The sequence below is a fragment of the Micromonospora sp. NPDC049175 genome, assembly GCF_043197345.1.
Lineage (GTDB): Bacteria > Actinomycetota > Actinomycetes > Mycobacteriales > Micromonosporaceae > Micromonospora.
This window is the reverse complement of record NZ_JBICSY010000015.1, coordinates 74,016-100,373: the sequence shown is the minus strand read 5'-3', so window position 1 is coordinate 100,373 and position 26,358 is coordinate 74,016. Positions and strand designations below refer to the sequence as shown.

Genomic DNA, 26,358 nt, shown 5'->3' with positions numbered 1-26,358 from the left:
CGACGCTGGGTGGTCGGGGTTCAGGCCTTGGGCTGGATGATCTGGGCGCGCAGGGTGGCCAGCAGGGCGGCGCTGTCGGCGACGGAGAGCCGGGTGAACACCGCGGTGGCGATGCTGCCGTAGTCGACAGAGGTGCAGACCACCACGTCACCGCCATCGGACTGGCCGACCGCGCATCGCTCGTGCCGGCCCCGCACGCCGGTGTCCACGCTCTGCGGGGTCTCCAGGCTGTAACGAGCGGTGAGCCGGCTGATCTCGGCCTCCGCGTCCGACTCCGGGCTGAACCGGAAACCCGTGCCGCCGAAGACCGTCACCTGCTTGCCGCCCGAGGTGGAGTAGACACCGGCGAAGGTGCCCTCGGCCAGCAGGTGCTCGCTGCGTACCTCGTTCTCCAACTGCCGGGCGGTCTCCGTGCTGCGGCTGTCCTGACGCAGCTTCAGATCGTCCACCTGGGCGGGCAGCGCGGCCTGCACCGGGTACTGGGCGGAGATCGGGAACCCGTAGTAGGCGGGGCAGCCGCAACAGCAGGCCAGGGTGAGCAGCAGCAGCCAGGGCCAGCGACGACGACGGCGGCGGACCGGCGTGGACCCCCTGGGGGCCTGCCAGCCCGGCGGCGGCCCCGCCGGTGGCGCCACGGGCGGCGCGGCGGACCGCTTGCCCCGGCGCTGCTTCGGCACCGCGGGCGGCGCGGGCGGCGGCGCGGGCGGCGCCATCGGCCGGGTCGGCATCCTGGGCCCGGTGGCCTGCGGTGGTCTCGGGGCGGCCGCCGGAGAGACCGGGTGCGACCCGACCGATCGGGCGGGCGGGCTGCTGGGCCACTGCCGGGTCGCCGGCGGCGTCGGATGCGGCATCGTCGGCGGTAGTGAGGGAAACGGCGGCAGCTCGGCGGAGGGTAGGTCCCAGCCGCCGGTGTCCACGCCGGCCCACGGGTCGACAGGCGTCTGGTGCTCCGGCGGCCCCATCGGCAGGGGCGCCGGCGGGGTCGGCTCGGCCGACTCGCCCCACACCGGTCGGCGCGGCAGCGGGGGCGGCACCGGCGCCGAGCCGGTCCACCTGGGCGCGGGGGCCTCCGGGGTGGTGGCGGGCTCGGACCGGCCCGAGGCCGCGGGCTGATCCGGGGACTGGGGCTGCGTCGGTGGTTCGGACCGGTCCTTAGGTTCCGGCCGGTCCGGCGGTGGTGGCTGGTCCGGCGGTACGGGCGGTCCCGGTTGATCCGGTTGGTCCGGCGGTGCGGGTTGGTCCGGCGGTGCCGGTTGGTCCGGCGGTGCCGGTTGGTCCGGTGTTGCCGGTTGCTCCGGTGGTCCCGGCTGGTCCGGTGCGGGTTGGTCCGCCGGTTCCGGCTGGTCCGGTGGTGCGGGTTGGTCCGGCGGTGCCGGCTGGTCCGACGGTACGGGTGGGGAGGCCGGCTGATCGGCGGCCGCCGGATCCCGGTCCGGCTCCACGCCCGGGGTGCTCCCGTCGGCCGGCCGTGCTCCCGGCTGGGGCTCGGGCATCGCGGCAATCTCCTCTCGCGCCGGTCCGAGGTTAGTACCGCGTCGCCACCGCCAGGCGGGCGCGTACCCTTGGGCATCATGAGTGCCCCGTCCACGACGCCGCGCGCGGCCGCGACCACCTCTCGCGACGACTCCAGCTCGGCGTCTCCGACGCCGAGTCGTGACCTGGAGCCGTCCGTCTGGTCCCAGCTCGAGCCGCTGCTGCCCCAGGTTTCCAAGCCCATCCAGTACGTGGGGGGCGAGCTGGGCGCGGTGACCAAGGACTGGGCCGCGGCGGCCGTGCGCTGGGCGCTGATGTATCCCGACGCGTACGAGGTGGGCCTGCCCAACCAGGGCGTGCAGATCCTCTACGAGGTGCTCAACGAGCTGCCCGACACCCTCGCCGAGCGGACGTACGCGGTCTGGCCGGACCTGGAGACGCTGATGCGCACGCACGGCGTGCCGCAGTTCACCGTCGACGCGCACCGGGCGGTGCGCGACTTCGACGTGTTCGGCATCTCCTTCTCGACCGAGCTGGGCTACACCAACATGCTCACCGCGATCGACCTGGCCGGCATCCCGATGCTGGCCGCCGACCGCACCGACGCCGACCCGGTGATCGTGGCCGGCGGGCACGCCGCGTTCAACCCGGAGCCGATCGCCGACTTCATCGACGCCGCGGTGCTCGGCGACGGCGAGGAAGCGGTTCTGGAGATCACCGCGATCGTCCGGGAGTGGAAGGCCGAGGGTTCCCCGGGGGGCCGCGACGAGCTGCTGCTGCGGCTGGCGCGCACCGAGAGCGTCTACGTGCCGCGCTTCTACGACGTCGACTACCTCCCCGACGGGCGGATCCAGCGGGTCGTGCCGAACCGGGCGGACGTGCCGTTCCGGGTGCACAAGCGCACGACGATGGACCTGGACGCCTGGCCGTACCCGAAGAAGCCCCTCGTCCCGCTGGCCGAGACGGTGCACGAGCGGTACGCGGTGGAGATCTTCCGGGGCTGCACCCGGGGCTGCCGGTTCTGCCAGGCTGGGATGATCACCCGGCCGGTGCGGGAGCGGTCGATCACCACTGTCGCTCAGATGGTCCGCGAGGGCCTGGAGTTCTCCGGCTTCAACGAGGTCGGCCTGCTGTCGCTCTCCTCGGCGGACCACTCCGAGATCGGCGACATGTGCTCGGGCCTCGCCGAGCAGTACGCGGGCACGAACGTCTCGCTGTCGCTGCCCTCGACACGTGTCGACGCCTTCAACATCGACCTCGCGCAGGAGTTGTCCCGCAACGGGCGGCGGACCGGCCTGACCTTCGCCCCGGAGGGCGGGTCGGAGCGGATCCGCAAGGTCATCAACAAGATGGTGACGAAGGAAGACCTGATCCGTACGGTCGTCACCGCGTACACCAACGGCTGGCGGCAGGTGAAGCTCTACTTCATGTGCGGCCTGCCCACCGAGACCGACGAGGACGTCCTCGAGATCGCCGAAATGGCGCACGAGGTGATCCGGGCCGGTCGGGCCGCGACCGGCTCCAAGGACATCCGCTGCACGGTCTCCATCGGCGGGTTCGTACCGAAGCCGCACACCCCGTTCCAGTGGGCCGCGATGGACCGTCCGGAGGTCATCGACCACCGGCTCAAGATCCTCAAGCAGGCCATCAACTCCGACCGCTCGCTGGGTCGGGCCATCGGCTACCGCTACCACGACGGCGAGCCGTCGCTCATCGAAGGGCTGCTCTCCCGTGGTGACCGCCGGGTCGGCTCGGTGATCCGCAAGGTCTGGGAGAACGGCGGCCGGTTCGACGGGTGGAGCGAGCACTTCTCGTACCAGCGCTGGGTGGACGCGGCGGCCGAGACGCTGCCCGCGTTCGGGGTGGACCTCGACTGGTACACCACCCGGCAGCGCGAGGAGCTGGAGGTCCTGCCCTGGGACCACCTCGACTCGGGCCTGGACAAGGACTGGCTCTGGCAGGACTGGCAGGACTCGTTCAGCGAGTTCGAGCAGGACGACTGCCGGTGGACGCCCTGCTTCGACTGCGGCGTCTGCCCGTCGATGGACACCGAGATCCAGATCGGCCCGACGGGCAAGAAGCTGCTGCCACTCACCCCGCTGGGCGGCAACGGCATGAAGGTCCCGGCCGGCGAGCACCCGGCCTGACCGACCCGCCGTGGGCAGCGCCGGCGGCGGTGACCCACCACTCTCCACACTCGACACGTCACCCGACGGGCCCGCGTTCGCGCGGGCCCGTCGGCATTTGTCGGGCCGCACGGCGCGCCACGGCCGGGCCCGCCTCGCCATCGACGAAAGCCGGCGCGACGTGGCGGCGACCGGGGCTGCCCCGACATGGTCAGACTCGATACGCTGCGTCTGACATGGACCGACCCGGCGGGTCGGGAACGGGGGAGGAAGCTCAATGGGGACCATCCCGCCGCCGAACACCGGCGATCTACAGGTGAGCGTCGAGGATCTGGACGCCGCCGCGGCGTACGTCGATCGACTGAAGCAGTACGTCGACGACACCATCAGTTATGAGATGGAGCGCGTCAAGGAACGGATGAAGGGCGACAGCAACAGCGCCCAGACGGTCCCGGGCGGCACTCCCTTCGGCGCGTACGAGGACGCCCGCATGCAGTGGCAGGCGCTGACCAAGTCCACGAGCAACATGGAGCTGCACCTCCAGACGCTCTCCCAGAAACTCGCCGCGCTCAAGCAGGGCACCGAGGAGATCGCCAAGGCGTTCCGGGACTCCGAGGCGCGCAACGCCGCCAACGGCAAGGAGATCGAGCGGCTGCTCGAGTCGGCGGCTCCGCCGCCCCCTGCCGGCGGCCAGCCCACCTACCCGTACACGGCCTGAGGGGGACGTCATGGCTGGAGGAACCTGGGAGCGGTGCGTCCGCGAGGTGACGCTTTCCGCCGACCCGGAGACGGTCGGTTCGGTCGGGCAGGGGTGGGGAAACATCTCCTCCGGCCTGACGCAGCTGCGGGACGCGCTGGTCGGCCGTTCGTTCGTCGGCCCGATCGCGACCGGCCAGGAGCGCCCGCACGTCGGCGGCCTGCCCGGCATGCTCGCCGGTTGGAAGGGCAGCGGCGGCGACGCCTATCGCGAGCACCTGGGCGAGATCGGTAAGCAGGTCGAGGATCTGATCACCGACGCGACGAACGTCAGCGGCGCGCTGGGGCGGATCGAGCAGGACATCCGCGCGGCGGTCGCCTCGATCCCGGTCCCCCTGGGCGACGACTTCGGCATCAACGAGTGGAGCCTGCCCAACGGCACCGAGCTCGACGACGCCCGCGACGGCGAGAGCGCGTCGGGCTTCCTCGCCGCGCTGCGGAAGGACTACCAGAGCAACCCCGGGTCGTACGCCGACGGCGCGTTCCGCGACAAGGCCGACGACCTGGAGGCGACCATGAAGGTCGACGGCCAGGCGGGTGACCAGAAGCGGGGTGGTTGGTGGGACACCAAGGACCACCTCGACAACTGGTACCGGGACAACCAGCAGGCGGCCAACACCGCGATGTCGCCGCTGCCCCAGGCGGTCTACACCGAGCGTCCGAAGCTTCAGGTGGGCGATCCGGGGCGCTATCAGGACGACTACCGACCTGACGATCGGGTGCCGCCGAAGGGCCGACCTGACATCGGCGGCGGTGGCGGTGGCGGTGGCGGTGGCGGTGGCGGCGGCATCGGCGGCGGCCCGGACATCGGCAGCCGGTTGCCCGGCGGCGGCGCCGACTTGAGCGGTGGGCCGACGTCGGTCGGCGGCCCGTTCTCCCCGCCCCCGACAAGCGGATTCGGCGACGGCTCCTCCACCGGCGGCGGCTCCGGCGCGTTCACCCCTCCGCCCACCGGTTCGGGATATCCGGGTGTCGACGACGGCTACAGCACCGGTCTGGCCGGCGCCGCGCCCAGCGGCCTTGGCGCCGGATACGGCGGCGCGGGTGGCGGCCTCGGTGGCGCCAGCCTCGGTGGGGCCGGCGGTGGTTTCGGTGGCGGCGTTGGCGCGGGCGGTGGCATCGGGTCCGGTGGCGGTGGCCTGGGCGGCGCCGGCGTGGGCAGCATGGGCGGCATCCCCGGCATGGTGGGTGGCGGTAACGGCAAGGTGCCGCCGATGACGAGCGCGGCGAACGCGTTGCGCACCGCCGCCGGTGCGGGCGGCGCCGGCCTGGCGGGCGGCGCGCGTGGCGGCGCCGGGATGGGCGGCGCCGGGATGGGCGGCATGATGGGCGGCGCGGGCGGTGCCGGGCACGGCGGTGGTGGCACGGGTTCGGAGCACTCGTCGTGGTTGACTGAGGACGACGATCCGTGGGGTCCTGGTGACGGGGCGACCCCGGGCATCCTGCGATGAGGACGGACGGATGACACTGAACGTCGGAGCGCTCCGGCCGGTCACGGCCTGCCTGCTGGTGGGGCTCCTGGTGCTGGGGGCCGCCCAGCCGGCGGCGGCGGCACCTCGGCGAGCCGAGCAGTGGTATGTGGACGAGCTCCGGATGGAGCAGGCGCACCAGCTGTCCACCGGGCGCGGTGTGGTCGTGGCCGTGATCGACAGCGGCGTCGACGCCAACCATCCGGACCTGAAGGGCCAGGTGCTTCCCGGCGGCCGCAGCGACGGCGGCAGCGGAGACGGACGGGTCGACGCGCAGGGGCACGGCACGCACATGGCCGGCATCATCGCGGCGACGAACGCCGGCCCCGACGGCGTGGACGGCATTGCTCCCGGCGCGAAGATCCTGCCCATCAGGCTGGACGACTCTGCAGAGGATGACGCGCCTTACAACGACGCGCTGGTCAGCCGCGGCATCCGGATGGCCGTCGACGGTGGCGCCAAGGTGATCAACATTTCACTGGGCAAGCCGTCGGCCGTCAGCCCCGAAGAGGTCAGTGCCATCCAGTACGCCTGGGAGCACGACGTCGTCGTGGTGGTCGCCGCCGGTAACATCGCCAACGGCAGCGTCAAGGTCGAGGCTCCCGCCAGCGTTCCTGGCGTGATCGCCGTGACCGGGACGACCCGGGGCGGCAAGTTCTGGTCCGGGTCGGTCCAGGGTCCCGAGGCCGTGGTCGCCGCACCTGGCGATGACATCTACAACGTCGGCCGGGACAAGGGCTACGGCTGGGGTGACGGCACCTCCGACTCGGCCGCGATCGTCTCCGGCATCGCCGCGTTGATCCGCTCGAAGTACCCGAACCTCGACGCCGCCAACGTGATCAACCGGATCATCCGCACGGCCCGGGACGCCGGTCCCGCCGGCCGCGACCCGCAGTACGGCTTCGGCCTGATCGACCCGGTGACCGCACTGAGCGCGAACGTGCCGCCGGTCGCCGCCAACCCGCTGCTCGACCCGGCCGCGGCACCCGCGCAGACGGCGCCCGCCCAGCCGGCGCCCGCGCCGACCGGGGACGCGACCGAGGAGTTCGACGTCACCCAGCACGGCGACCGTGGCGGCCCCACCGACCAGCAGGTGATGGTGGTCGTCATCGGCGTCGCGGTGGTGCTGGCGCTGCTGCTGGGTCTGGTGGTGTTCCTGATCTGGAACCGACGTCGGTACCGTCGCGAGGCGGCCCTGGCGGCCAACGTGCCGGACCACCTGCTCGACCAGGAGCCCCCCGGCGGGTACGCGCCGCCGGGCGCTGGTTACCCCCCACCCGGCGCCGGTTACGCACCGCCGTCCGGTTATCCACCACCTGCGGGGTACGCCCCGTCCAGCGGTGGTTACCCCCCACCGTCCGGCTACGCGCCGCCGGGTTACGGCCCGCCGGGAGGGGCGCCACCGCCGCCCCCACCGGGGAGCGGTAACAGCTCCTGATCATGGTGGCCGGCCGGATGACCTTCGGGTCGCCCGGCCGGCCATCGGCGTTCCGGCAGGTGGTCACGGTGGTGTCGACTGGTTTGCACCGGTTCGTCAGTGCCGGACGACCGCCCCGGCTGCGTGCCGTCACGGGCCCTGCGCCAGGATGGTCGGACACGCAGGTACACCCGAGGAGCCCACGATCGCCAAGAAGCCTCAACCCGAGGGCGGCCAGGCACCGGTCGTCCAGCGCGTCCGCATCAGGTACGCCAAGCGCGGGCCGCTGCGGTTCACCTCGCACCGGGACTTCGCCCGGGCGTTCGAGCGCGCGCTGCGCCGGGCCGCCGTGCCGGTCGCCTTCTCCCAGGGTTTCCACCCGCACCCGAAGATCTCCTACGCCAGCGCCGCGCCCACCGGGGTGGCGAGTGAGGCGGAGTACCTGGAAATCGCTCTCCAGGCGGCTGTCGACCCGGAGCAGTTGCGGGCCGCGTTGGACGCCGCGCTCTCGCCGGGGCTGGACGTTCTGGACGCCGTGGTCGCCGAGGGGGGCAACCTCCCGGACCGGATCGAGGCGTCGCACTGGCACATCGAGTTGCCCGAGGTCGAGACCGAGGTGCTCCGCGCCGCGGTGGACGCCTTCCTCGCGGCGGACGAGGTGCTGGTGGAGCGGATGACCAAGCAGGGCCGACGCACCTTCGACGCCCGTGCCGCGGTGATATCTGTCGATGTCCTCACGCCAACGCCGACGCCTTCCGGGGTGCCGGCCGTACCGTGTGCGATACTCGAACTGGTCGTGCGGCAGGTCACCCCGTCCGTACGGCCCGATGACGTCCTTTCCGGCCTCCGCGTGGTGGCCGACCTGGAGCCGCCGGTTTCGCCGAGGGTGACCCGGCTGGCTCAGGGCACGTTGACCGCGCAGGGTGCGATCGTGGATCCGTTGGATGCGGATCGCGACGGGGCAGCCATCGTTGGGCACTGACCGACGGTCCGTGCTCTGGCAGGCAGACTTCGGCGGTCGCGCACCACGCGCGCCCGGCGGAAACACTTTTGCGGCGACCCTGCGTGGCAGCGCTCACCCGCGCCCGGGGTAGCCAGAACTGGAGAACGTCCATGCTCGAGAACGAGCCCGAGGGCGGCGAACGGACCGGTTCACAGCCGGCCGGGGAAACCGCCGACCAGAGCACCACGGCCGACGGCGCCGCCGTCGCGACCCCCACCACGGCCGTCGGTTCGGCTTCGGTGGAGCCGGACGGCGCGGAGAGCGCCGAGCCCGCCGCGCCGGTACGACGCACCCGGGCGACCCGGCGTCGCGCCGCCCCGCTCAGCCAGCCGGAGCAGACCGACGCGCCGGCCGAGGCGTCCACCAGCGAGGCCGCCAGTGCCGAGTCGCCGCAGGCGGAGGTCTTCGCCCCGATCTCCGGCGACCAGGACGTCGCGCCCAAAACCCCCCGGCGCCGGCGCAAGGCCACTCCGGTCGAGACCACCGCCGAGGAGCCGCTTGTCGCGTCCTCCGCGGAGGGGGCACCGGCCGACGTGGTTCCGCCGGTCAAGGTGACCCGTACCCGGCGCAAGAAGGCCACCCCGGCGGCCGTCGAGGAGCCGCCCGCGGTCGAGGAACCGGTCGCCGAGGAGCCGCCCGTCGAGGAGTTGGCCGAGGAGCCGGTCGTCGCCGAGGAACCGGCGGCCTCCGACCTGCGTGAGGCCGAGGCCGAACTGAACGACATCCCGGGCGCGACCGCCCCCGGGTCGCCCTGGACCAGCGCCGGCGAGGTGTCGCCGGGTGTTGCCGTCTCTGGTGTGACAGCTGAGCCGATCGAGCCGGCAGAGGTCGAGCCGGAGCAGCCGCGTACCCGCCGTCGGCGGGCCGCGCTCTCCGCGCCCACCGTGCTGTTCATGGCCCCCCAGCCGGACGCTGTGCCGGTGACCCGGCCGGTCGAGCCCGCTCCCGTCGCCGAGGAACCGGCGGTGGAGGAGGCCGCGGAGCCGTCCCGCCGCCGTCGGCGTGGTCGTCGCGAGGTCGAGCCGGTGGAGCCGGTCGAGGTGATCGAGGCCGAGGAGGAGCCGACCGAGGAGGCCGACGAGGCCGCCGAGGCGGACGATGACGATGACGACAGCGCCGCCGCGCGCCGCCGCCGCCGGCGTGGTCGCCGAGGTCGGGGCCGGGGCAAGGGCGGGGCCGACGACGCCGAGGACGAGGAGTCCGAGGAGGCGGCGCAGGCCGACGAGGAAGAGACCGCCGAGGTCGAGGCCGAGGGTGACGAGGACGAGGAGACCGAGGGCGGGGACGGCCTGACGCGTCGCCGCCGGCGTCGTCGTCGCCGGGGCGCGGGCGACACGGAGGGTGCCGCCGACGACGGCGTACCGACCGTGGTCAAGATCCGCGAGCCGCGCCGGACCGTCGACGAGGTGCAGGGTGTGTCCGGTTCGACCCGGCTGGAGGCCAAGCGCCAGCGCCGCCGGGACGGCCGGGAGCAGCGGCGTACGCGACCGCCGATTCTCAGCGAGTCGGAGTTCCTGGCGCGCCGGGAGGCTGTCGACCGGGTAATGGCGGTCCGCCAGCGCGGTGACCGGACCCAGATCGCCGTCCTGGAGGACGGGGTGCTCGTCGAGCACTACGTCACCCGCAACTCCTCCGGCACCATGGCCGGCAACGTGTACCTGGGCAAGGTGCAGAACGTGCTGCCGAGCATGGAGGCGGCGTTCGTCGACGTCGGCCGCGGTCGCAACGCGGTGCTGTACGCCGGCGAGGTCAACTGGGACACCTCCGGTCTGGAAGGGCGGGCCCGCTCGATCGAGCAGGCGCTGCGCTCTGGCGACTCGGTGCTGGTCCAGGTCACCAAGGACCCGATCGGGCACAAGGGCGCCCGGCTGACCAGCCACATCGCGCTCTCCGGCCGGCACCTGGTCTACGTGCCCAACGGCAACGCGTCCGGGATCAGCCGCAAGCTGCCGGACAACGAGCGCAAGCGGCTGCGGGACGTGCTCAAGAAGCTGGTCCCGGACGGCGCGGGCGTGATCGTCCGGACGGCCGCCGAGGGCGCCAGCGAGGACGAGCTGGCCCGCGACGTCAAGCGGCTGCAGGCGCAGTGGGAGGACATCCAGGCCAAGGCGGCCGAGGGGGGCGCCCCGGCGCTGCTCTACGGGGAGCCCGACCTGGTCATCCGGGTGGTCCGGGACCTTTTCAACGAGGACTTCCGCGAGCTGGTGATCGAGGGCGAGCAGTCGTACGACGTCGTCGAGTCGTACCTGTCGCACGTCTCGCCGGACCTGGTCGACCGCGTACGCCGGCACGTCGGCACCAGCGACGTCTTCGCCGAGTACCGGATCGACGAGCAGATCATCAAGGGCCTGGACCGCAAGGTCTTCCTGCCCTCCGGCGGCTCGCTGGTGATCGACCGCACCGAGGCGATGACGGTGGTGGACGTCAACACCGGCAAGTACACCGGCTCCGGGGGCAACCTGGAGGAGACCGTCACCCGTAACAACCTGGAGGCGGCGGAGGAGATCGTCCGCCAGCTCCGGCTGCGCGACATCGGCGGCATCGTGGTGATCGACTTCATCGACATGGTGCTCGAGTCGAACCGTGAGCTGGTGCTGCGCCGACTCACCGAGTGCCTCGGCCGGGACCGCACCAAGCACCAGGTCACCGAGATCACCTCGCTCGGTCTGGTGCAGATGACCCGTAAGCGGATCGGCGCGGGCCTGCTGGAGGCGTTCAGCGAGACCTGCGAGTGCTGCAAGGGTCGGGGCGTCATCATGCACACCGAGCCGGTTCCGGAGAAGGCACGTGCTGCCGGTGCCGCGGAGAAGGTCAAGGCTGTCGCCTCGTCGGTGGCCGCCGCCCCGGCCGCCGAGCAGGGCACCGCGTCGTCCCGTCGCCGGGCGCGCAAGAACGCCCCGGCCGAGCGGGCCGTGGTCGAGGTCGTCGACGTCGACACCGACTCCAGCGCCGAGCCGGACGCCGACTACCAGGACACCATGGGTTACGACCTGTCCCGCTACGAGGCGGACACCGCCGCCGCGCCGGCGATCTCCGACAGTCAGCAGGGGGAGTCGGCCCGGCTGGCCGCGGCGGACGACCCGGACGCGCTCGCCGACGGCGAGGGCGACGAGGACAGCACCGAGGGTGGCGCCGGCCGCCGCCGTTCACGCCGGGGTGGCGCCCGCCGGCGGACGCGCCCCTGACCGCCTGACCGGCCAAGTGTTTGACGAGGTCCCTTCCCCGGCAAAGTGACGGGGGAGGGACTTCGCCGTGATGGCCACTCCGGCCCAGGATCGGCCGTCCCTGGTCAGGAGAAGAAGATGCGTCGTCTGCTCGCCGTCACCGCGCTGATCGCAGTGCTCTTCGACGCGGCCGGCTGCTCCGCCGACCGGCCGACGGGCGTGGGGTCCGATCCGGCCGCCGTGACCACAGGTGACACGGCCTCCGGGCCCAGCGGCAGGTCGGCAAGTGGTGCCGCCGCGGGCGTCGCCACGGAGGTCTGTGCCGCCGCCCAGCAGGCCAGCACCACAGCCGTCCGCACGTACGTGGCCGAGCTGGGCCAGTTGGTCGCGGCGGTGGGCGCCGGGGACAGCGAGACGGCCGAGGCCGCCCGCGTACGGGCCGAGGCGGCGTTGGCCGGCTGGCGGAGCGAGCTGCGCAAGCAGTCGGAGCGGGCAACCGATCCGCAGCTCAAGACACTGCTCACCGACCTCGGCACCGAGGTCGCCGCGCTCGGCGCCGACGTCGAGTCCATCGACGAGACCGAACTCGACAGGCTCCAGCAACGCCTCGACCAGCTCTGCGCGCGCTGACCGGTGCCTGTTTCGTCAGGGCGGTCCGTCCGGGCCCGCCGCAGGCCGGCCGGTCCTGGTGGAACAGGCCCCACGGTGGGCCGGTTTGGGGTCCGGGCCGGCGATGGCGTACTCTTGCCTGCGGCCCACCTTTGGTGTGCCGAGTTCCCGTGTGCCCACGCCGCCGTGCACTGCTACCCGGCGAGCCGCTGCGGGGACGACCGCCAGCAGCCTCAACGACAGGGAGTCCGCCTCCGATGTACGCGATCGTCAAGACCGGCGGCAAGCAGTACAAGGTCGCCGAGGGCGACGTGATCGAGGTCGAGAAGCTCACCGGTGCTCCCGGTGACGCGGTGAAGCTCACCGCGGTGCTCCTCGTCGACGGTGACGACCTGGTGACCGACGCGGCGAAGCTTGCCGAGGTCGCGGTGTCCGGCGAAATCGCCGCGCACACCAAGGGCCCGAAGATCCGGATCCACAAGTTCAAGAACAAGACCGGCTACCACAAGCGCCAGGGTCACCGCCAGCCGTTGACCCAGGTCAAGGTGACCGGCATCTCCAGCGGGAAGTAGGTCGTCCTCCAATGGCTCACAAAAAGGGTGCGTCCAGCTCGCGTAACGGTCGTGACTCCGCGGCCCAGCGACTCGGCGTGAAGCGCTTCGGTGGTCAGGTCGTCAGCGCCGGTGAGATCATCATCCGGCAGCGTGGCACCAAGTTCCACCCCGGTGACCTGGTCGGCCGTGGCGGCGACGACACGCTGTTCGCGCTGTCCGCCGGTGCGGTCCTCTTCGGCACCAAGCGCGGTCGCAAGACCGTCAGCATCGTTCCGCAGCAGTAGTTCTCCGGCTAAGCGGGCCGCGGACCTCCGGGTCCCGGCCCGCTTAGCTTTTTTCGAAGTGCGGGGTCGGACCTCGCTGGAAGGATTGACGCCGTGGCGACGTTCGTTGACCGGGTCGTTCTGCATCTGCAGGCCGGCGATGGCGGGCACGGCTGTGTCTCGATCCACCGCGAGAAGTTCAAGCCCTTCGGTGGGCCGGACGGCGGTAACGGCGGGCACGGCGGCAGCGTGTCCCTGGTTGTCGACCCGCAGGTCACCACCCTGCTCGACTTCCACTTCCACCCGCACGTCAAGGCCGACAACGGCAAGGGCGGCGCCGGGTCGAACCGGGACGGCGCCAACGGCCGCACCCTGATGCTGAAGGTGCCCAACGGCACCGTGGTGCAGACCACCGACGGCACCGTGCTTGCCGACATGGTCGGCGCCGGCACCACCTTCGAGGTGGCCCGGGGCGGGCGCGGCGGGCGGGGCAACGCGTCGCTGGCCAACGCCAAGCGCAAGGCCCCCGGCTTCGCCGAGCTGGGGGAGCCCGGTGACCAGCTGGACATCGTGCTGGAGCTGAAGAGCGTCGCCGACGTGGGCCTGGTGGGCTTCCCGTCGGCCGGCAAGTCGTCGCTGATCTCGGTGATCTCCGCCGCGAAGCCGAAGATCGCCGACTACCCGTTCACCACCCTCGTGCCCAACCTCGGCGTGGTCCGGATGGACAACCACACCTTCACCGTCGCCGACGTGCCGGGTCTGATCCCCGGCGCGGCCAACGGCAAGGGGCTGGGCCTGGAGTTCCTGCGGCACATCGAGCGCTGCGCCGTGCTGGTGCACGTCATCGACTCGGCGACCCTGGAGCCCGGCCGTGACCCGGTCGCCGACATCGACGCCATCGAGGCCGAGCTGAGCCAGTACGGCGGGCTGACCGACCGCCCGCGACTGGTCGCCGTGAACAAGGTCGACGTGCCGGACGGCCGGGACCTCGCCGAGATCGTCCGCCCGGATCTGGAGGAGCGCGGCTACCGGGTGTTCGAGGTCTCCGCGGCCACCCGGGAAGGGCTCAAAGAGCTGACGTACGCGATGGCCGAGCTGGTCGAGGCGGAGCGCAAGGCCGCGCCGCCCGCCGAGCCGACCCGGATCGTGATCCGTCCGATCGCGGTGGACGACGACGGGTTCACCATCACCGCCGAGGCGGACGGTTCGTTCACCGTTCGCGGTGTCCGGCCGGAGCGCTGGGTCAAGCAGACCAACTTCGACAACGACGAGGCGGTCGGCTACCTCGCGGACCGGCTCGCCCGGCTCGGGGTGGAGGACAAGCTGGCCAAGGCCGGCGCGGAGCCCGGTGATCTGGTCCGGATCGGTGAGCGCGAGTTCGACTGGAAGCCGACGCTGTACGCCGGCGTGGAATTCGTACCCGGCAACCGGGGCACCGACGTCCGCCTGGAGGAGAAGTCGAACCGGCTCTCCGCGGCGGACCGGCTCGCGGCCCGCAAGGCTCGCCGGGTGCGGTCGGCGGACGAGGTGGGCGCGGACGCCTCCGACGACGACGAGGACGCCGACGAGGGCGACGCCGAGTAGTCCGTTGCGCTCCGTGATTGGGTTGATTTCCGGAAACCTCCGCGAAATCCACCAGTCCTAGCGTGGGGTGATGCTGATCGAGTCACGGCCCGTCACCGATCCGGAGATCGCCGCCCTGGTCATCGCACAGCAGCGGGAGCTGCTGACGGCTGATGGTGGGTTGGACGGGCAGGTCTTCGTCCCCCACGACGACGTCCGCTACCTGGCGGCGGTGGTGAACGGTCGGGCAGTCGCCTGTGGCGGGCTCCAGTCGATCGACGCCGAAACCGGCGAGATCAAGCGGATGTACGTCCGGCCCGCCTACCGGGGGCGGGGCATCGCCCGTCAACTGCTCGCCGCACTCGAGGAGTGTGCGTTCCGGCAGGGGCAGTCGGTGGTCTGCCTGGAGACGGGCACCTACCTGCCGGCCGCGATCGCGCTGTACACCTCGTGTGGCTACGACCGGATCCCGGTCTACGGCGAGTACGTGGGCAACCCGTACAGCGTCTGTTTCGCCAAGCGACTGCCGGTCGCGGCCTGACGGCCGTGCCGCCGCTCACGCCCCGGTGCTGGCGTGAGCGACGGTCACCGGCTTCGACTCGGGTGAGGCGTGCTGACGCAGGACGATGCTCAGCAGGACCAGCGCTCCGACGGCGAGGAACTCGCTCTGCCAGTTCTGCATGGACTGGAACCAGAAGTCGCTGGTGCCGAGGAACTCCCACACGCCGATCGGCGGAGCGCCGCTCTGCAGCGCCTGCTCCTTGTTGTAGGCGGCGGTGCCACCGAACAGGTGGCCGACGAACGACCCGGCGAAGATCAGCAGCAGCGCGAGGGAGAGGCTGTTGCGGTAGATCACCAGGGGCAGGCCACCGGCGCGTACCGGCCAGGGTGACTGTGGGGTGGCCCGACGCTCGTCGTCCTCCGGTCGGTCGGTCTGGTCCACCGGCTTCGACTCGGCCGAGCCCCGCTGCACCAGGTGTGCGGTGAGCAGGACGTACCCGCCCATCTGGAGAAACTCCGACTCCCAGTTCTCGAAGACCGACTCGACGAAGTGCCCACTCGTCAGGTACGCCGGCCAGCTCAGCGGCGCGGCCCCGAACTCGGTCAGCTCCTCGTTGTGGGTCTGCCAGCCGAAGACGCTCTGCAACACCAGGAAGATCAGGAATGCGCCCAGCATGGCGAAGGCCAGGGCGTTGTCGCGTAGCCAACGAGGCATGTCGCACCTCCTTCGCCGCTCGATTACCCCGGCCGGCGTGCCCGGGAAACCCCAAATTTCCAGGTCAGTGCCGATCGGCCGGGTTGTCCAGACGCCCGCCGGTGCCCGCCTGGTTCGACAGCAGCAGTCCGAGCGCGAGCATCCCGAAGCCGAGGGCGAGGTGCAGCCAGTTGTCGGCGTCGTTCACCGGCAGGATGTTCGCCCCGCTCTCGGCGTCGACAGCCTCGATGCCCAGGCCGTACAGCCAGAGCGCGAGATAGCTCGCCCCGCCGGCGGCCAGGAACACGCGGGCGCCGGCGACGCTGCGGGCCAGCACCAGGCCGACCAACCCGTAGAGCAGGTGCACCGCGTTGTGCAGGATCGACACCTGGAACAGCCCGAGCAGTCGCGCGTCCGAGTGGTGTCCGGCGAACCTCAGCTCGCCGTAGTCGGTGGTGATGCCGGGGACGAAGCCGAGAACACCGATCAGCAGGAAGACCCCGGCCACGACCAGCGCGGCCACCTGGACCCGGGGTCGTGGACCCGCCCGTCGGCCACCTCGCACGTCTCGTGCCATCGCTGCCCCCTCCGTGGCTCTGCGAGCCCTCGCGAACCGCACTGTCCGCAGCGGCGACATGACGCAGCCCGACGATCCTCCATTTTGAAGTCGATCCAGCCGGCCGCGCAGAGAAATGCACGAAGAAGTATGGAAGGCAGAACCGAGGGTAGGTGAATGGTCAGCGGTCGCGGCAACGCACCGCATCCCCCCAGCACAACCGCGACGACTTTCTGAGCGGAAGGGAAATCATGTCTTACGATCCTTCATCTACGTCTTCCACGTACGGTCAGGCTTCGACGAACGGCGGCGGCGTCCGCGACCAGGTGCGCCACGTCGGCTCCGAGGCCGCGCAGGCTGGCGGCGCGGTCGCCCAGACCGCGAAGGAGCAGGGCACCGAGGTCGGCCGCGAGGCGGCCCGGCAGGCCCGCAACGTGTACGGCGAGGCCCGCACCCAGCTCGCCAGCCAGGCCGGTGAGCAGCAGCGTCGGGCCGCCGGCGGGCTGCGTTCACTGGCCGACGAGATGCGCTCGATGGCCGAGCAGGGTGGTCAGGCCGGCCCGGTGACCGAGCTGGCCCGTCAGGCCGCCGACCGGGTGCACGGCGTCGCCGGCTGGCTGGAGCAGCGCGAGCCCGGCGACCTGATCACCGAGGTACGCGGCTACGCGCGGCGCAACCCCGGCACCTTCCTGGTCGGCGCGGCGGTCCTCGGTGTGTTGGCCGGCCGGCTGACCCGAAGCGTCTCCGCCGCCGGTGACGACTCCGGCAACGGGTCCTCGTCCTACCGGGGCGCCGGGGCGTACGACCCGGAGCGGACCGCCGTCATCCCGACGCCGCCGCCCGCGCCCCGCGCGGTGCCGGACGCCGTCCCGCCGGGCGGCTACCTCGACCCGACCCCCGGCACGCAGACCGACCCGACGCCCGGCGGCTACGCCGACCCGACGCCCGGCGGCTACGCCGACCCCAGCCGGGACGGCTACCCCGAGCACTCCGGCACCGGTCAGCCGCTGCCGCCGGTGCAGCAGACCGACCCGCTGCCGGGCGTTCCGTCCAGCGGCACCCCCCGCCCGTGAGCCGCCGAGTCATCCGAAGGGAGGCGACGGCATGACCACGCCGACGCAGGGGTCCGGCCTGGGCTCCGGATACCACCCCGACGCGGGTGCCCCGCACACCGCCGCGGAGGTGAAGGGCAGCTCGCTGGGTGACCTGATGCGTCAGGTCACCACCGACCTGTCGACGCTGATGCGCCAGGAGGTCGAGCTGGCAAAGGCCGAGATCCGTCAGGAGGGCCGGAAGGCGGGCAAGGCCGCCGGGCTCTTCGGCGGTGCCGGCTTCGGCGGCTACATGGTGGCGCTCTTCGTGTCCATCGCCGTGTGGCAGTTCCTGGACAACGTCATGGACTCCGGCCTGGCCGCACTGATCGTGGCCGTCGTCTGGGCCGCGATCGGCGCCGTCCTCTACTCCATGGCGAAGAAGAACGCCCAGCACGTACGCGGGCTCAAGCAGACCAACGACAGCGTGCAGCGGATCCCCGACGCGCTCAAGCCGCACCCGGAGGGAGTCACCCGATGAGCACCGATCCCGATCAGATCCGCCGGGAGATCGAAGCCACCCGTAACAGCCTCAGCTCCGATGTGGACGCGTTGGCGTACAAGGTCAGCCCGAGCCGCATCGTCGACGACCGCAAGCAGCGGGCCCGTTCCGCTCTGCAGAATGTGAGGGACAAGGTCATGGGAACCGCGTCTGACCTCGGCCACGGCACCGGCCAGGCGGCCCACTCGGTGGGCGACCGCGCCTCGTCGGCGGCCTCCAGCGTCAGCGACGCCGCGCACTCGGCGGCGACCACCGTCAGCGACGCCGCGCACAGCGCGCCACGGGTGATCCGGCAGAAGTCCCAGGGCAACCCTCTCGCCGCCGGTCTGATCGCGTTCGGGGTCGGCTGGCTGGCCTCGTCGCTGATCCCGGCGTCCCGCCGCGAGCAGCAGGCCGCGACCCAGCTCAAGGAGCGGGTCGGCGAGCACAGCGGTGCGGTGAAGGACAAGCTGGGGGAGGTGGCAAGCGAGCTCAAGGAGGAGTTGCGCGAGCCCGCCCAGCAGGCCGCCCAGTCGGTGAAGTCCACCGCCCAGGACGCCGTGCACGCGGTCAAGGACGACAGCAGGTCGGCCGCGCACGACGTCAAGGACCAGGCCCAGCAGGCCCGCCACCAGGTAAGCCCCTAACTCCACCCGCCGCACCCCGACGACAGCTCGCGGCCACCACCCCGGTGCCCGCGAGCTGTCGCCCCCAACCCCGCCCCAACCCCGCCCCAACCCCGTCGATCTTGCAGTTTGTGTCGGGGTTTTGTCCTATTGTGGGCCGTCTTGTCGCGACATAAATTGCAAGATCGCGCGGGTCAGGGGGTGGTGCGGGGCGGGGTTGGCGGCTCGGCGGATGTGGGTGTCGCCGTAGCGGACGCCGCCGCGCAGGAACCGCTGGGCTACCGCCAGCCAGCCGCACACACCGCGCTCCACCAGCCAGAGTGGGGCCGCCAGGGCCGTGGTCGGCGGAAACACCCGGTCACCACCGGCGCGACGACGACCCGCCTCGGCCAGGACGACCACCCCGGCCGCCGCGCCGAGCAGCAGCCGGGGCCGACGTGACGCGACCGCCGCCGCCAGCCCCGGCAGGACCGCGAGCGCGGTCAGCAGGCGAGCCGGCTGGGCCAGATCGTCGTACGCCTGACGGACCCGTTGGCCGCGGAAGTGCGCGGCATCCGGCGGCAGGCGGCGGACGTACAGCCAGGCCGGCCTGGCCTCGACACCGCCGTACCCGCGGACGGTACGGATCAGCTCCAGGTTCTCGAAGAGCACATCCGGGTCGTACCCGCCCATGCCGAGGAAGGTGCTGCGCCGCACCGCGAGGGTGCCCGGGTAGTCGTCCCCGAGCGCCCGGTTGAGCAGCGTCCGGCCGGTGTCCCACCAGGCGTGCCAGGGCAGCGGGTCGAAGTAGTTCTGTGGTCGTACCAGGTCGACCCGGCCCAGCAGCCGGTGCACGGCGGTCAGCCCGGCCTCGTCGTACCGGACGTCGTCGTCCGCGATCACCACGTGCTCGTGGCCCGCCGCGCGCACTCCGGTGCGTACGCCGATCACCTTGCCGTTGAGCCCGCGGGCGGTGGCGTCGGGTGGGAGGTGTCGGACCAGCCCTCGCCAGGCGTCGGCGTGCCGCGCGAACAGGTCCGGTGCGGATCCGTCGACCACGATCACCTCGACCCGGTCGGCCAGCCACCGCAGGTAGCCGGTCAGCTCGGCCAGGCCGGTGTCGGCGTGCCAGCGCAGCGGCAGCACGTACGTCATCGGCAGGTGGACCGGCGACGCGCCAGCGCGGTCGCTGTCGACGCCCCACCGGCCCGCGGCGCGCCGGGCGTCACCAGGTGGGCTGAACAAGGACATCGACGTGCCTCCTCGCCAGGACAGTGGTGAACCGGTGGTCGAGCAGCACCTGCCCGCATTCCCGCCGATCAAACGGAGATGTCGTTTCGACCGCCGGACGTCGGGTAGCGCTGCCGGAAAGAGCTGTCCATCCCCGGACGTCCGGATGGAGGAGACGAGATGACACACAACGGAACGAGATGGGCGGTGCTCGGCGTCGCCGCGGTCACCGCTGTCGGTGTGGGACGGGCGGTGGCCCGCCGACGGCGTCGGCATCAGCCGGAGCGGCAGGACGGCTGGTACGTGGTGCGTCGCGGGGTGACGGTGGACCGGTCCCGCGACGGGGTGATCGGCTTCTGGACCGACCGGGAACGGCTGGACCGCGCGCTGGCCGGGTGGGCCACCCTGGAGCAGCTCGACGACCGGCGCTGGCGGTGCGTGGCCCGCGACGGGGCCGGCGGCGACACGGAGTGGCGCGCGGAGATCACCGTCGACGGGCCGGGCGCGCTGCGGTGGCGGGTCGAGGACGGGCCGGTGCCGCAGGAGGGGCGCATCGAGCTGGCCGACGCCCCCCAGGACCGGGGCACCGAGATCCGGGCCGAGCTGCGGTACCGCTCGGGCCCGGTACGCCGGATGTTCGGCCTGATCGGCGGCGACGACCCCGATCAGGGGCTGCGGGACACCCTGCGGCGGGTGAAGTCGCTTGTCGAGTGCGGCCAGGTGATGGACACCCGGGAGGACCCGTCCGGCCGGAGCCCGAGGCAGGAGAAGGCGACCGACAAGGTCCGGGAGAAGCTGATGACGGGAGGGCGGGCGTGAGGGCACTCTGCTGGGAAGGCGTCGGCAAGCTGGCGGTCCGGGACGTGCCGGAGCCCCGGATCCGCGCCGAGGGCGACATCATCGTCCGGGTCCGGGCGAGCAGCGTCTGTGGCTCCGACCTGCATCTGATCAACGGGTACCTGCCGGCGATGCGGGAGGGCGACATCCTCGGCCACGAGTTCATGGGCGAGGTCGTGGAGACCGGGCCCGGCGTACGACAGCACAAGGTCGGTGACCGGGTGGTGGTCGGCTCGGTGGTCGCCTGTGGCGGCTGCTGGTACTGCCGGACCGAGCAGTACTCGCTCTGCGACAACTCCAACCCCCAGCCGGTGTTCACCGAGAAGCTGTGGGGGCACTCGCCGGCCGGCATCCTGGGCTACTCGCACGCCGCCGGCGGCTACTCCGGATCGCACGCCGAGTACATCCGGGTGCCGTTCGGCGACATCGGCGCGTTCGGGGTGCCCGACGGGGTGCCGGACGACTCGGTGGTGTTCGCCTCCGACGCGATGCCCACCGGGTGGATGGCGGCGGACTTCTGCGGGCTCACCGGTGGCGAGGTGGTCGCCGTCTGGGGTGCCGGGGGCGTCGGTCAGATGGCGGCCCGGTCGGCGCAACTCCTCGGCGCCGAGCGGGTCATCATGATCGACCGGTTCCCGGACCGGCTCGCCGCCGCCGCCGAGCGGGTCGGCGTCGAGACGATCAACTACGCCGAGACCGACGTGCTGGAGGCGCTGCGGGAGCTGACCGCCGGACGCGGGCCGGACGCCTGCATCGAGGCCGTCGGCATGGAGTCGCACGACGTCGGGCCGACCTACGCGTACGACCGGGCGAAGCAGGCGACGCGGTCGCAGACCGACAGGCCGACCTCGGTCCGCCAGGCGATCATGGCGTGCCGTAAGGGTGGCACGGTGAGCATCGTCGGCGTGTACGCGGGTCTCGTCGACAAGTTCCCGCTCGGCGCGGCCATGAACAAGGCCCTGGTGCTGCGGATGGGGCAGATGCACGCGCAGCGCTACATCCCGATGCTGCTCGACCGGCTCGCCGCCGGCGAGATCGACCCCGGTTACCTGGCCACCCACCCGATCTCCCTGGAGCAGGGCGCACACGGCTACGAACTGTTCGAGAAGAAGCAGGACGGCTGCCTCCGCAGCGTCCTGCACCCCTGACCCGCTGCGCGCGCCGCCTCGCCGGTCACCGTCGAACGATCGGCGAGGCGGAGGTCAGGCGCGCCGAACGTCGCTGAGGGTCAGACCGAGGGGCGGCAGCGCCGGCATCCGGTGCAGGTCCAGGGCAAGATCCTGGACGGGCACGTCGTAGCGCATGGCGCTGGTCAGGTTGGTGACCGCCCGTTTCATCAGGTCGATGGTGATCCACTCGCCCGCGCACCGGTGTCCGGCGAAGTGGTCACCGCCGCCCTGCGGGATCAGCTCGAACGGGTCCACGCGTCGGTCGGCGAACCGCTCCGGCCGGAACAGCTCCGGTTCCGGCCAGAGGGCCGGGTGGTGGTTGGTGCCGTACAGGTCGAGCAGCACCCGCCGGCCCCGGGGAAAGTGGTGGCCCTGCCAGTCGAAGGAGTGCCGGACCCGGGCCGCCGCCATCGGGAAGAACGGGTAGTAGCGGCGTACCTCCTGGACGAAGTTCTCGGTGGCCTGGTCGTCGTCGCGGACCCGGTCCCGCCAGCCCGGATGGTCGTGCAGGGCGAGCGCGGCGAACGCCATGTACTGGTCCACGGCGACCACCGGCCGCAGCACGTTGAGCAGCTCCACCGCCGCGATCCGCCGGGGGAGGAGTTGGCCCCGCCGGTCCCGGTGCTCGGCGATCACGGCCAGGGCGCTCCCCGGTGGCGCCGGGAAGAGCCCGACCCGGGTCCGTTCGATCAGGCCGGCGAGCCAGCGTTCGGCGCGGTGCCGGGCGAGCCGTCCTCGCCAGTGCCGGGGGCCGACCACCGCCGGCCCCTCGATCATCGCGTGCAGGTCGACGGCGCGTCGCTCGACCTGCGACGCGGGCAGCGGCACCCCGGCCCAGGCGCAGACGACGCTTGTCAGCAGGCGGCCCAACTCGTCGTAGAGCGGCAGCGGCCCGGCGGCCTCCCACGCGGGGATCCGGGCCCGCCACTCGTCGTCGAAGAGCTGACCGAGGCGCTGGATGGCGGCCGGCGTCATGATCGACATGAACATGGCCTTGCGGTCGGCGTGCTCCGGCCCGTCCAGCCCCTGCACGCCCCGCCGCCCGGTGAGGGTCCGCTGCACGCGCAGCGGCATCGCTGTCGCGCGTTGGAAGCGTTCGTTGTCGTAGAACAGCATCGCCGCCGGCCGGCCGCGCAGGCAGATGGTCGGGGCGAGCAGGATCCGGGTCTGGAAGACGTCGCTGCCGTACCGCTCGCAGCGCGCTCCGATGAACCGGTAGCCGGCGCGGAGCAGGGCGAGGGTGCTGTCCGGGCTGCGGTCGACAGGCATTGTCGCCATCGGGCCTCCTCACGCGCGGGTGCGGCCGGTCACCACCGGCCGGGTGCGGGTACCCCCCTCGCCGCCGCTGAATCCCCGCACCGACGGCACGCCGGCTGGCCCCTCCCAGGAGCGGCGGAACCTGGTTTGCTGCTGGTGGGGCAACCACGGGGAGGGGCGGATGCGCGACAACACATCGCCGCACTGGCGGCAGCGGCGCACGGTCGGGGCACTGGGCGCAGGCCGTGACGGGCGGCCACTGATCGGGCCTCCTCGGCGGCCCGTCCGGCCGCACCGGTTCTTCACCGTGCACCTGGGCTTCACCGCGCCCACCGTGGTCGAGGCCCGCGAGCTGGCCGTGGCGTACGCGGAGGCGTTGACCCTGCTCCGCCCGGAGGTGGCGCTCGGCGCGGCGGCCCTGTCGCCGGCCGACGCCTGGCAGCGGGCCGAGCGGCTGTTCTGCGGTGCGGTCGGCCCGGACGGCGAGCGCTGCGTCGACGTGGCCGACCATCCGGGCTTCCACCACGCCCCGGGGCCCGGCGGTCTCGGTTGGGGCGACGGCGATGGCCCCGCCCGTGGCTGACCGCCGACCCGGGGCGTCGGTCCCGGGTCGGCGGCCACCGCACGGTGGCGGGCGCGATCAGTCCAGGTCGAACTCGCCGTCCTGTGCGCCGGCCACGAACGCGTCCCACTCGGCCTGCGTGAAGACCAGCACCGGCCCCTCGGGCTCGGACGAGTTGCGCATCCCGATCAGGTCGTCGACGAAGGCGACCTCGACGGCGCTGTCGGAGGTGTCCCCTTCGGCCCGCTGCCAGACCGCCCGAGAGAGGTCGAAGTCGCCCTTGGGGTGCTGCGCCATTGTTCTTTCCTCCAGTGCCGAGGGTCGTGTGGTGACCGGGTGTCGATCCCCATCGGGCAGGATAAGCGGATGCCGAGCCTGACCCGTGTAGAGGCGACCGCGCGTGGCGCGGCGATTACTGTCGAGTCCTATCAGGTGGACCTCGACCTGACCGGAGGCGCGGAGGTGTTCCGCTCCCATGTCGAGATCCGGTTCCGGGCGACTCCCGGCACCGCGACCTTCGTCGAGCTCAAGCCCGCCACACTGCTTGCGGTACGCCTCAACGACCGCGACCTCGACGCCGGCCTGCTGACCGACAACCGGCTGCCGCTCACCGACCTCGCCGCGGACAACACGCTTGTCGTCGAGGCGGAGATGGCGTACTCCAACGCGGGCGAGGGGATGCACCGCTTCGTCGATCCGGCCGACGGCGAGACCTACCTCTACGCGGTGAGCTTCCTCGACAACGTGCAGCGCATCTTCGCCGCGTTCGACCAGCCCGACCTCAAGGCTCCCGTTGTCCTGTCGGTGACCGCCCCGCCGGAGTGGACGGTCTCCGGCAACGCCGAGGTGGCTGCCACACCGGCCCCGGGCCGCTGGGAGTTCGCCCCCAGCGCGCCGCTGGCCACCTACTTCTTCTCGCTGATCGCCGGTCCGTACCACGTGCGGCGCGCCGAGCACGACGGCGTGCCGCTGGGCATCTACTGTCGCCGGTCGCTCGCCGAGCACCTGGACGCCGACGCCGACGAGATCTTCACCGTCACCCGGCAGTGCCTGGACCGGTTCCACCAGCTCTTCACCGAGCGCTACCCGTTCGGCAAGTACGACCAGGCGTTCGTGCCGGAGTTCAACGCCGGCGCCATGGAAAACCCCGGCATCGTCACCTTCCGCGACGACTACGTGTTCCGCTCGGCGGTCACCGACACCCAGCGCGAGCTCCGGGCCACCACGATCGCCCACGAGATGGCGCACATGTGGTTCGGCGACCTGGTCACCATGCGCTGGTGGGACGACCTGTGGTTGAACGAGTCCTTCGCCGAATACCTGGGCACCCGGGTCACCGCCGAGGCGACCCGCTTCGACCAGGCCTGGACGACCTTCGCCATGCGCCGCAAGGCCTGGGGATACGCGGCCGACCAGCGGCCCTCCACCCACCCGGTCGCCCCGCCGGAGGTGGCCGACGCCGACGAGGGCCTGCTCAACTTCGACGGCATCTCGTACGCCAAGGGCGCCAGCGTGCTGCGGCAACTGGTCGCGTGGCTCGGCGACGAGGCGTTCCTCGCCGGCCTGAACGCGCACTTCGCCGAGCACCGCTTCGGCAACGCCACGCTCGCCGACCTGCTGGTCAGCCTCTCCACCGCCAGCGGCCGGGACCTGTCCGGTTGGGCCGAGGTGTGGTTGCGCCGGCCGCAGGTCAACACCCTGCGCGCCGAGGTCACCGTCGACGCCGACGGCCGCTACACCGACGTGGCAGTGGTGCAGACCGCGCCGGAGTCCCACCCGGTGCTGCGCCCGCACCGCATCGGCGTGGGCCGCTACGCCGCGGACGGCACGGTGCGGCGCGACGACCTCGACATCGACCCCGCGGTCGACGGCGGTCGGACGGTGTTGGGCGCGTTGGCCGGCACGCAGGCGGCCCGGCTGTTGCTGCTCAACGACGGTGACCTCACCTACACCAAGGTGCGCCTGGACCCGGCGTCGGCGGAGGCGGTCGCGCTGATGCTGCCCCGCCTGGCCGACCCGCTCACCCGCGCGCTCCTCTGGGGTGAGGCACTGGACGCGGCCACCGACGGCGAGCGGCCCGTCGCCGGCCTGGTCGACCTGATGGCCGCCGCGCTGCCCGCCGAAACCGAAGTGATCATCGCGGAGGACGTGCTCACGCTCAGCCGGTCGTTGGTGGACCGCTACCTCGATCCGCTGGCCCGGTCCGCGGCGCTGGCCCGGGTCGCCGGGGCGTGCCAGCGGCTGCTCGACGGCGCGCCGGCGGGGCAGTCGTTGCAGTTGGCTGCCGCCCGGGGATGGATCGCCGCGACCACCGACACGGACCTGCTCGTCGGCTGGCTCGCCGGCCGGGACGTGCCGGCCGGGCTGCGGGTTGACGCGGAGTTGCGCTGGGCGGTGCTGCACCGGTTGGTGGTGCTGGGTGCGGCCGGCGAGGAGGAGATCGCCGTCGAGGCCGCCGCCGACAACAGCTCCACCGGCGCGCAACGGGCCGCCGGCTGCCGGGCCGCCCTGCCCGACCCGGCCGCGAAGAAGGCGGCCTGGGACCTCATCGTGCGCGACACCGCGCTGTCCAACCGGCTGCTGGAGGCGACCGCCGAGGGGTTCTGGCAACCCGAGCAGACCGAGCTGACCGCCGCGTACGTCGAGCGGTACTTCACCGACATGCCGGCGGCCGCGCGTCGGCGTACCCCGTGGACGGCCGACCGGGTCGCGAAGCTGGCGTTTCCCCACTACGCCGTGGCGCAGCCGACCCGGGAGGCGGCCGCGGCGCTGCTGGCCCGCGACGACCTGACCCCCGGCCTGCGTCGGGTGGTCACCGACGCCGACGACGACCTGCGCCGCGCGCTTGTCGCCCGCACGGCGGTGGCCGCCGCGGCGGCGTAAGGCTGGTGAGGCCCGGCGGCGGCGCCGCTGATGGGGGGCCGCCGCCGCGCCTCGCTGCGCGTGATCCACTCGACGTCACGAATAGCGCGGGGTCC

At 72.4% G+C, this 26,358-nt stretch carries 24 protein-coding genes; 18 read left to right on the top strand and 6 right to left on the bottom strand.

What is annotated here, in order from left to right:
• Positions 1-20 precede the first annotated feature (20 nt).
• Positions 21-1,034 carry a hypothetical protein gene (locus tag ACGFH8_RS34300; protein ID WP_393375649.1) on the bottom strand — a complete coding sequence of 338 codons (1,014 nt, stop codon included), beginning with the start codon at positions 1,032-1,034 and terminating at the stop codon, positions 21-23.
• A 537-nt stretch (positions 1,035-1,571) separates the two neighbouring features.
• Between ACGFH8_RS34300 and ACGFH8_RS34295 the strand changes: the two genes are divergently transcribed.
• The 11 genes from ACGFH8_RS34295 to ACGFH8_RS34245 all read left to right on the top strand — a co-directional run bounded on the left by ACGFH8_RS34295 (position 1,572) and on the right by ACGFH8_RS34245 (position 14,938).
• Positions 1,572-3,620: a TIGR03960 family B12-binding radical SAM protein gene (locus ACGFH8_RS34295; RefSeq protein WP_393375647.1), complete on the top strand. Its 2,049-nt coding sequence runs from the start codon at positions 1,572-1,574 to the stop codon at positions 3,618-3,620.
• Between the two features lie 256 nt (positions 3,621-3,876).
• A complete protein-coding gene (locus ACGFH8_RS34290) occupies positions 3,877-4,317 on the top strand; it encodes a hypothetical protein (protein WP_393375645.1) in 441 nt (146 codons plus the stop codon).
• A gap of 10 nt (positions 4,318-4,327) precedes the next feature.
• Positions 4,328-5,806, top strand: a complete 1,479-nt coding sequence (locus ACGFH8_RS34285) for a WXG100 family type VII secretion target (protein ID WP_393375643.1) — start codon at positions 4,328-4,330, stop codon at positions 5,804-5,806.
• Between the two features lie 10 nt (positions 5,807-5,816).
• Entirely contained in the window at positions 5,817-7,262 is a 1,446-nt protein-coding gene (mycP, locus tag ACGFH8_RS34280; RefSeq protein ID WP_393375641.1) for a type VII secretion-associated serine protease mycosin, read from the top strand.
• A 148-nt stretch (positions 7,263-7,410) separates the two neighbouring features.
• Positions 7,411-8,223, top strand: a complete 813-nt coding sequence (locus ACGFH8_RS34275) for a TIGR03936 family radical SAM-associated protein (protein WP_393375639.1) — start codon at positions 7,411-7,413, stop codon at positions 8,221-8,223.
• 131 nt (positions 8,224-8,354) lie between these two features.
• A complete protein-coding gene (locus ACGFH8_RS34270) occupies positions 8,355-11,429 on the top strand; it encodes an Rne/Rng family ribonuclease (RefSeq protein ID WP_393375636.1) in 3,075 nt (1,024 codons plus the stop codon).
• A 117-nt stretch (positions 11,430-11,546) separates the two neighbouring features.
• On the top strand, positions 11,547-12,038 hold the full coding sequence (locus tag ACGFH8_RS34265) for a hypothetical protein (RefSeq protein WP_393375633.1): 492 nt from the start codon (positions 11,547-11,549) through the stop codon (positions 12,036-12,038).
• Positions 12,039-12,274: 236 nt separating this feature from the next.
• A complete protein-coding gene (gene rplU, locus ACGFH8_RS34260) occupies positions 12,275-12,589 on the top strand; it encodes a 50S ribosomal protein L21 (protein WP_007464063.1) in 315 nt (104 codons plus the stop codon).
• An 11-nt stretch (positions 12,590-12,600) separates the two neighbouring features.
• Positions 12,601-12,855, top strand: coding sequence for a 50S ribosomal protein L27 (gene rpmA / locus ACGFH8_RS34255; protein ID WP_007464062.1), 255 nt, complete (start codon positions 12,601-12,603; stop codon positions 12,853-12,855).
• 93 nt (positions 12,856-12,948) lie between these two features.
• Positions 12,949-14,418, top strand: coding sequence for a GTPase ObgE (obgE, locus tag ACGFH8_RS34250; RefSeq protein WP_393375631.1), 1,470 nt, complete (start codon positions 12,949-12,951; stop codon positions 14,416-14,418).
• A gap of 70 nt (positions 14,419-14,488) precedes the next feature.
• Positions 14,489-14,938: a GNAT family N-acetyltransferase gene (locus ACGFH8_RS34245; RefSeq protein WP_393375628.1), complete on the top strand. Its 450-nt coding sequence runs from the start codon at positions 14,489-14,491 to the stop codon at positions 14,936-14,938.
• Between the two features lie 15 nt (positions 14,939-14,953).
• Here the strand turns inward: ACGFH8_RS34245 and ACGFH8_RS34240 are convergent, their stop codons facing one another.
• Together ACGFH8_RS34240 and ACGFH8_RS34235 are read right to left on the bottom strand one after the other, a co-directional pair.
• Entirely contained in the window at positions 14,954-15,613 is a 660-nt protein-coding gene (locus ACGFH8_RS34240; protein ID WP_393375626.1) for a DUF6766 family protein, read from the bottom strand.
• Positions 15,614-15,677: 64 nt separating this feature from the next.
• Positions 15,678-16,169, bottom strand: a complete 492-nt coding sequence (locus ACGFH8_RS34235; protein WP_393375623.1) for a DUF4383 domain-containing protein — start codon at positions 16,167-16,169, stop codon at positions 15,678-15,680.
• A gap of 230 nt (positions 16,170-16,399) precedes the next feature.
• On the opposite strand from ACGFH8_RS34235, the gene ACGFH8_RS34230 reads away from it, so the two are divergent.
• Genes ACGFH8_RS34230 through ACGFH8_RS34220 form a run of 3 tightly spaced genes read left to right on the top strand, consistent with a single transcriptional unit; the run spans position 16,400 to position 18,367 of the window.
• Positions 16,400-17,221 (top strand): hypothetical protein, encoded by an 822-nt coding sequence (locus ACGFH8_RS34230; RefSeq protein WP_393375620.1) that lies wholly within the window; start codon positions 16,400-16,402, stop codon positions 17,219-17,221.
• A 31-nt stretch (positions 17,222-17,252) separates the two neighbouring features.
• On the top strand, positions 17,253-17,720 hold the full coding sequence (locus tag ACGFH8_RS34225; protein WP_393375617.1) for a phage holin family protein: 468 nt from the start codon (positions 17,253-17,255) through the stop codon (positions 17,718-17,720).
• Positions 17,717-18,367 (top strand): DUF3618 domain-containing protein, encoded by a 651-nt coding sequence (locus tag ACGFH8_RS34220; RefSeq protein WP_393375615.1) that lies wholly within the window; start codon positions 17,717-17,719, stop codon positions 18,365-18,367. Before ACGFH8_RS34225 ends, ACGFH8_RS34220 begins: the two co-directional genes overlap by 4 nt.
• Before the next feature lie 126 nt (positions 18,368-18,493).
• Here ACGFH8_RS34220 and ACGFH8_RS34215 read toward each other — a convergent pair whose 3' ends face one another.
• The gene (locus ACGFH8_RS34215) at positions 18,494-19,576 is read right to left on the bottom strand and encodes a glycosyltransferase (protein ID WP_393375612.1); all 1,083 of its coding nucleotides are present in this window, start codon (positions 19,574-19,576) and stop codon (positions 18,494-18,496) included.
• Between the two features lie 159 nt (positions 19,577-19,735).
• On the opposite strand from ACGFH8_RS34215, the gene ACGFH8_RS34210 reads away from it, so the two are divergent.
• Positions 19,736-20,374 (top strand): cyclase, encoded by a 639-nt coding sequence (locus ACGFH8_RS34210; protein WP_393375611.1) that lies wholly within the window; start codon positions 19,736-19,738, stop codon positions 20,372-20,374.
• The gene (locus tag ACGFH8_RS34205) at positions 20,371-21,540 is read left to right on the top strand and encodes a zinc-dependent alcohol dehydrogenase (protein ID WP_393375608.1); all 1,170 of its coding nucleotides are present in this window, start codon (positions 20,371-20,373) and stop codon (positions 21,538-21,540) included. Before ACGFH8_RS34210 ends, ACGFH8_RS34205 begins: the two co-directional genes overlap by 4 nt.
• Positions 21,541-21,594: 54 nt before the next feature.
• On the opposite strand, the gene ACGFH8_RS34200 is transcribed toward ACGFH8_RS34205, so the two are convergent.
• Positions 21,595-22,839: a cytochrome P450 gene (locus ACGFH8_RS34200; RefSeq protein WP_393375606.1), complete on the bottom strand. Its 1,245-nt coding sequence runs from the start codon at positions 22,837-22,839 to the stop codon at positions 21,595-21,597.
• A gap of 160 nt (positions 22,840-22,999) precedes the next feature.
• On the opposite strand from ACGFH8_RS34200, the gene ACGFH8_RS34195 reads away from it, so the two are divergent.
• A complete protein-coding gene (locus ACGFH8_RS34195) occupies positions 23,000-23,401 on the top strand; it encodes a hypothetical protein (protein WP_393375604.1) in 402 nt (133 codons plus the stop codon).
• A gap of 57 nt (positions 23,402-23,458) precedes the next feature.
• Here the strand turns inward: ACGFH8_RS34195 and ACGFH8_RS34190 are convergent, their stop codons facing one another.
• A complete protein-coding gene (locus tag ACGFH8_RS34190) occupies positions 23,459-23,677 on the bottom strand; it encodes a DUF397 domain-containing protein (RefSeq protein ID WP_151488717.1) in 219 nt (72 codons plus the stop codon).
• A 69-nt stretch (positions 23,678-23,746) separates the two neighbouring features.
• Here ACGFH8_RS34190 and pepN point away from each other — a divergent pair, with 69 nt between their 5' ends.
• Positions 23,747-26,263, top strand: a complete 2,517-nt coding sequence (pepN, locus tag ACGFH8_RS34185; RefSeq protein ID WP_393375602.1) for an aminopeptidase N — start codon at positions 23,747-23,749, stop codon at positions 26,261-26,263.
• Positions 26,264-26,358: the final 95 nt, after the last annotated feature.

Coding starts and splice junctions, on each gene's coding strand:
- ACGFH8_RS34215 (WP_393375612.1), bottom strand. CDS start 19,576: ATGTCCTTGTTCAGCCCACCTGGTGACGCCCGGCGCGCCGCGGGCCGG.
- ACGFH8_RS34230 (WP_393375620.1), top strand. CDS start 16,400: ATGTCTTACGATCCTTCATCTACGTCTTCCACGTACGGTCAGGCTTCG.
- ACGFH8_RS34190 (WP_151488717.1), bottom strand. CDS start 23,677: ATGGCGCAGCACCCCAAGGGCGACTTCGACCTCTCTCGGGCGGTCTGG.
- pepN (WP_393375602.1), top strand. CDS start 23,747: ATGCCGAGCCTGACCCGTGTAGAGGCGACCGCGCGTGGCGCGGCGATT.
- ACGFH8_RS34210 (WP_393375611.1), top strand. CDS start 19,736: ATGACACACAACGGAACGAGATGGGCGGTGCTCGGCGTCGCCGCGGTC.
- ACGFH8_RS34285 (WP_393375643.1), top strand. CDS start 4,328: ATGGCTGGAGGAACCTGGGAGCGGTGCGTCCGCGAGGTGACGCTTTCC.
- rplU (WP_007464063.1), top strand. CDS start 12,275: ATGTACGCGATCGTCAAGACCGGCGGCAAGCAGTACAAGGTCGCCGAG.
- rpmA (WP_007464062.1), top strand. CDS start 12,601: ATGGCTCACAAAAAGGGTGCGTCCAGCTCGCGTAACGGTCGTGACTCC.
- ACGFH8_RS34200 (WP_393375606.1), bottom strand. CDS start 22,839: ATGGCGACAATGCCTGTCGACCGCAGCCCGGACAGCACCCTCGCCCTG.
- ACGFH8_RS34265 (WP_393375633.1), top strand. CDS start 11,547: ATGCGTCGTCTGCTCGCCGTCACCGCGCTGATCGCAGTGCTCTTCGAC.
- ACGFH8_RS34290 (WP_393375645.1), top strand. CDS start 3,877: ATGGGGACCATCCCGCCGCCGAACACCGGCGATCTACAGGTGAGCGTC.
- ACGFH8_RS34240 (WP_393375626.1), bottom strand. CDS start 15,613: ATGCCTCGTTGGCTACGCGACAACGCCCTGGCCTTCGCCATGCTGGGC.
- ACGFH8_RS34245 (WP_393375628.1), top strand. CDS start 14,489: ATGCTGATCGAGTCACGGCCCGTCACCGATCCGGAGATCGCCGCCCTG.
- mycP (WP_393375641.1), top strand. CDS start 5,817: ATGACACTGAACGTCGGAGCGCTCCGGCCGGTCACGGCCTGCCTGCTG.
- ACGFH8_RS34220 (WP_393375615.1), top strand. CDS start 17,717: ATGAGCACCGATCCCGATCAGATCCGCCGGGAGATCGAAGCCACCCGT.
- ACGFH8_RS34295 (WP_393375647.1), top strand. CDS start 1,572: ATGAGTGCCCCGTCCACGACGCCGCGCGCGGCCGCGACCACCTCTCGC.
- ACGFH8_RS34235 (WP_393375623.1), bottom strand. CDS start 16,169: ATGGCACGAGACGTGCGAGGTGGCCGACGGGCGGGTCCACGACCCCGG.
- ACGFH8_RS34270 (WP_393375636.1), top strand. CDS start 8,355: ATGCTCGAGAACGAGCCCGAGGGCGGCGAACGGACCGGTTCACAGCCG.
- ACGFH8_RS34195 (WP_393375604.1), top strand. CDS start 23,000: ATGCGCGACAACACATCGCCGCACTGGCGGCAGCGGCGCACGGTCGGG.
- ACGFH8_RS34225 (WP_393375617.1), top strand. CDS start 17,253: ATGACCACGCCGACGCAGGGGTCCGGCCTGGGCTCCGGATACCACCCC.
- ACGFH8_RS34275 (WP_393375639.1), top strand. CDS start 7,411: ATGGTCGGACACGCAGGTACACCCGAGGAGCCCACGATCGCCAAGAAG.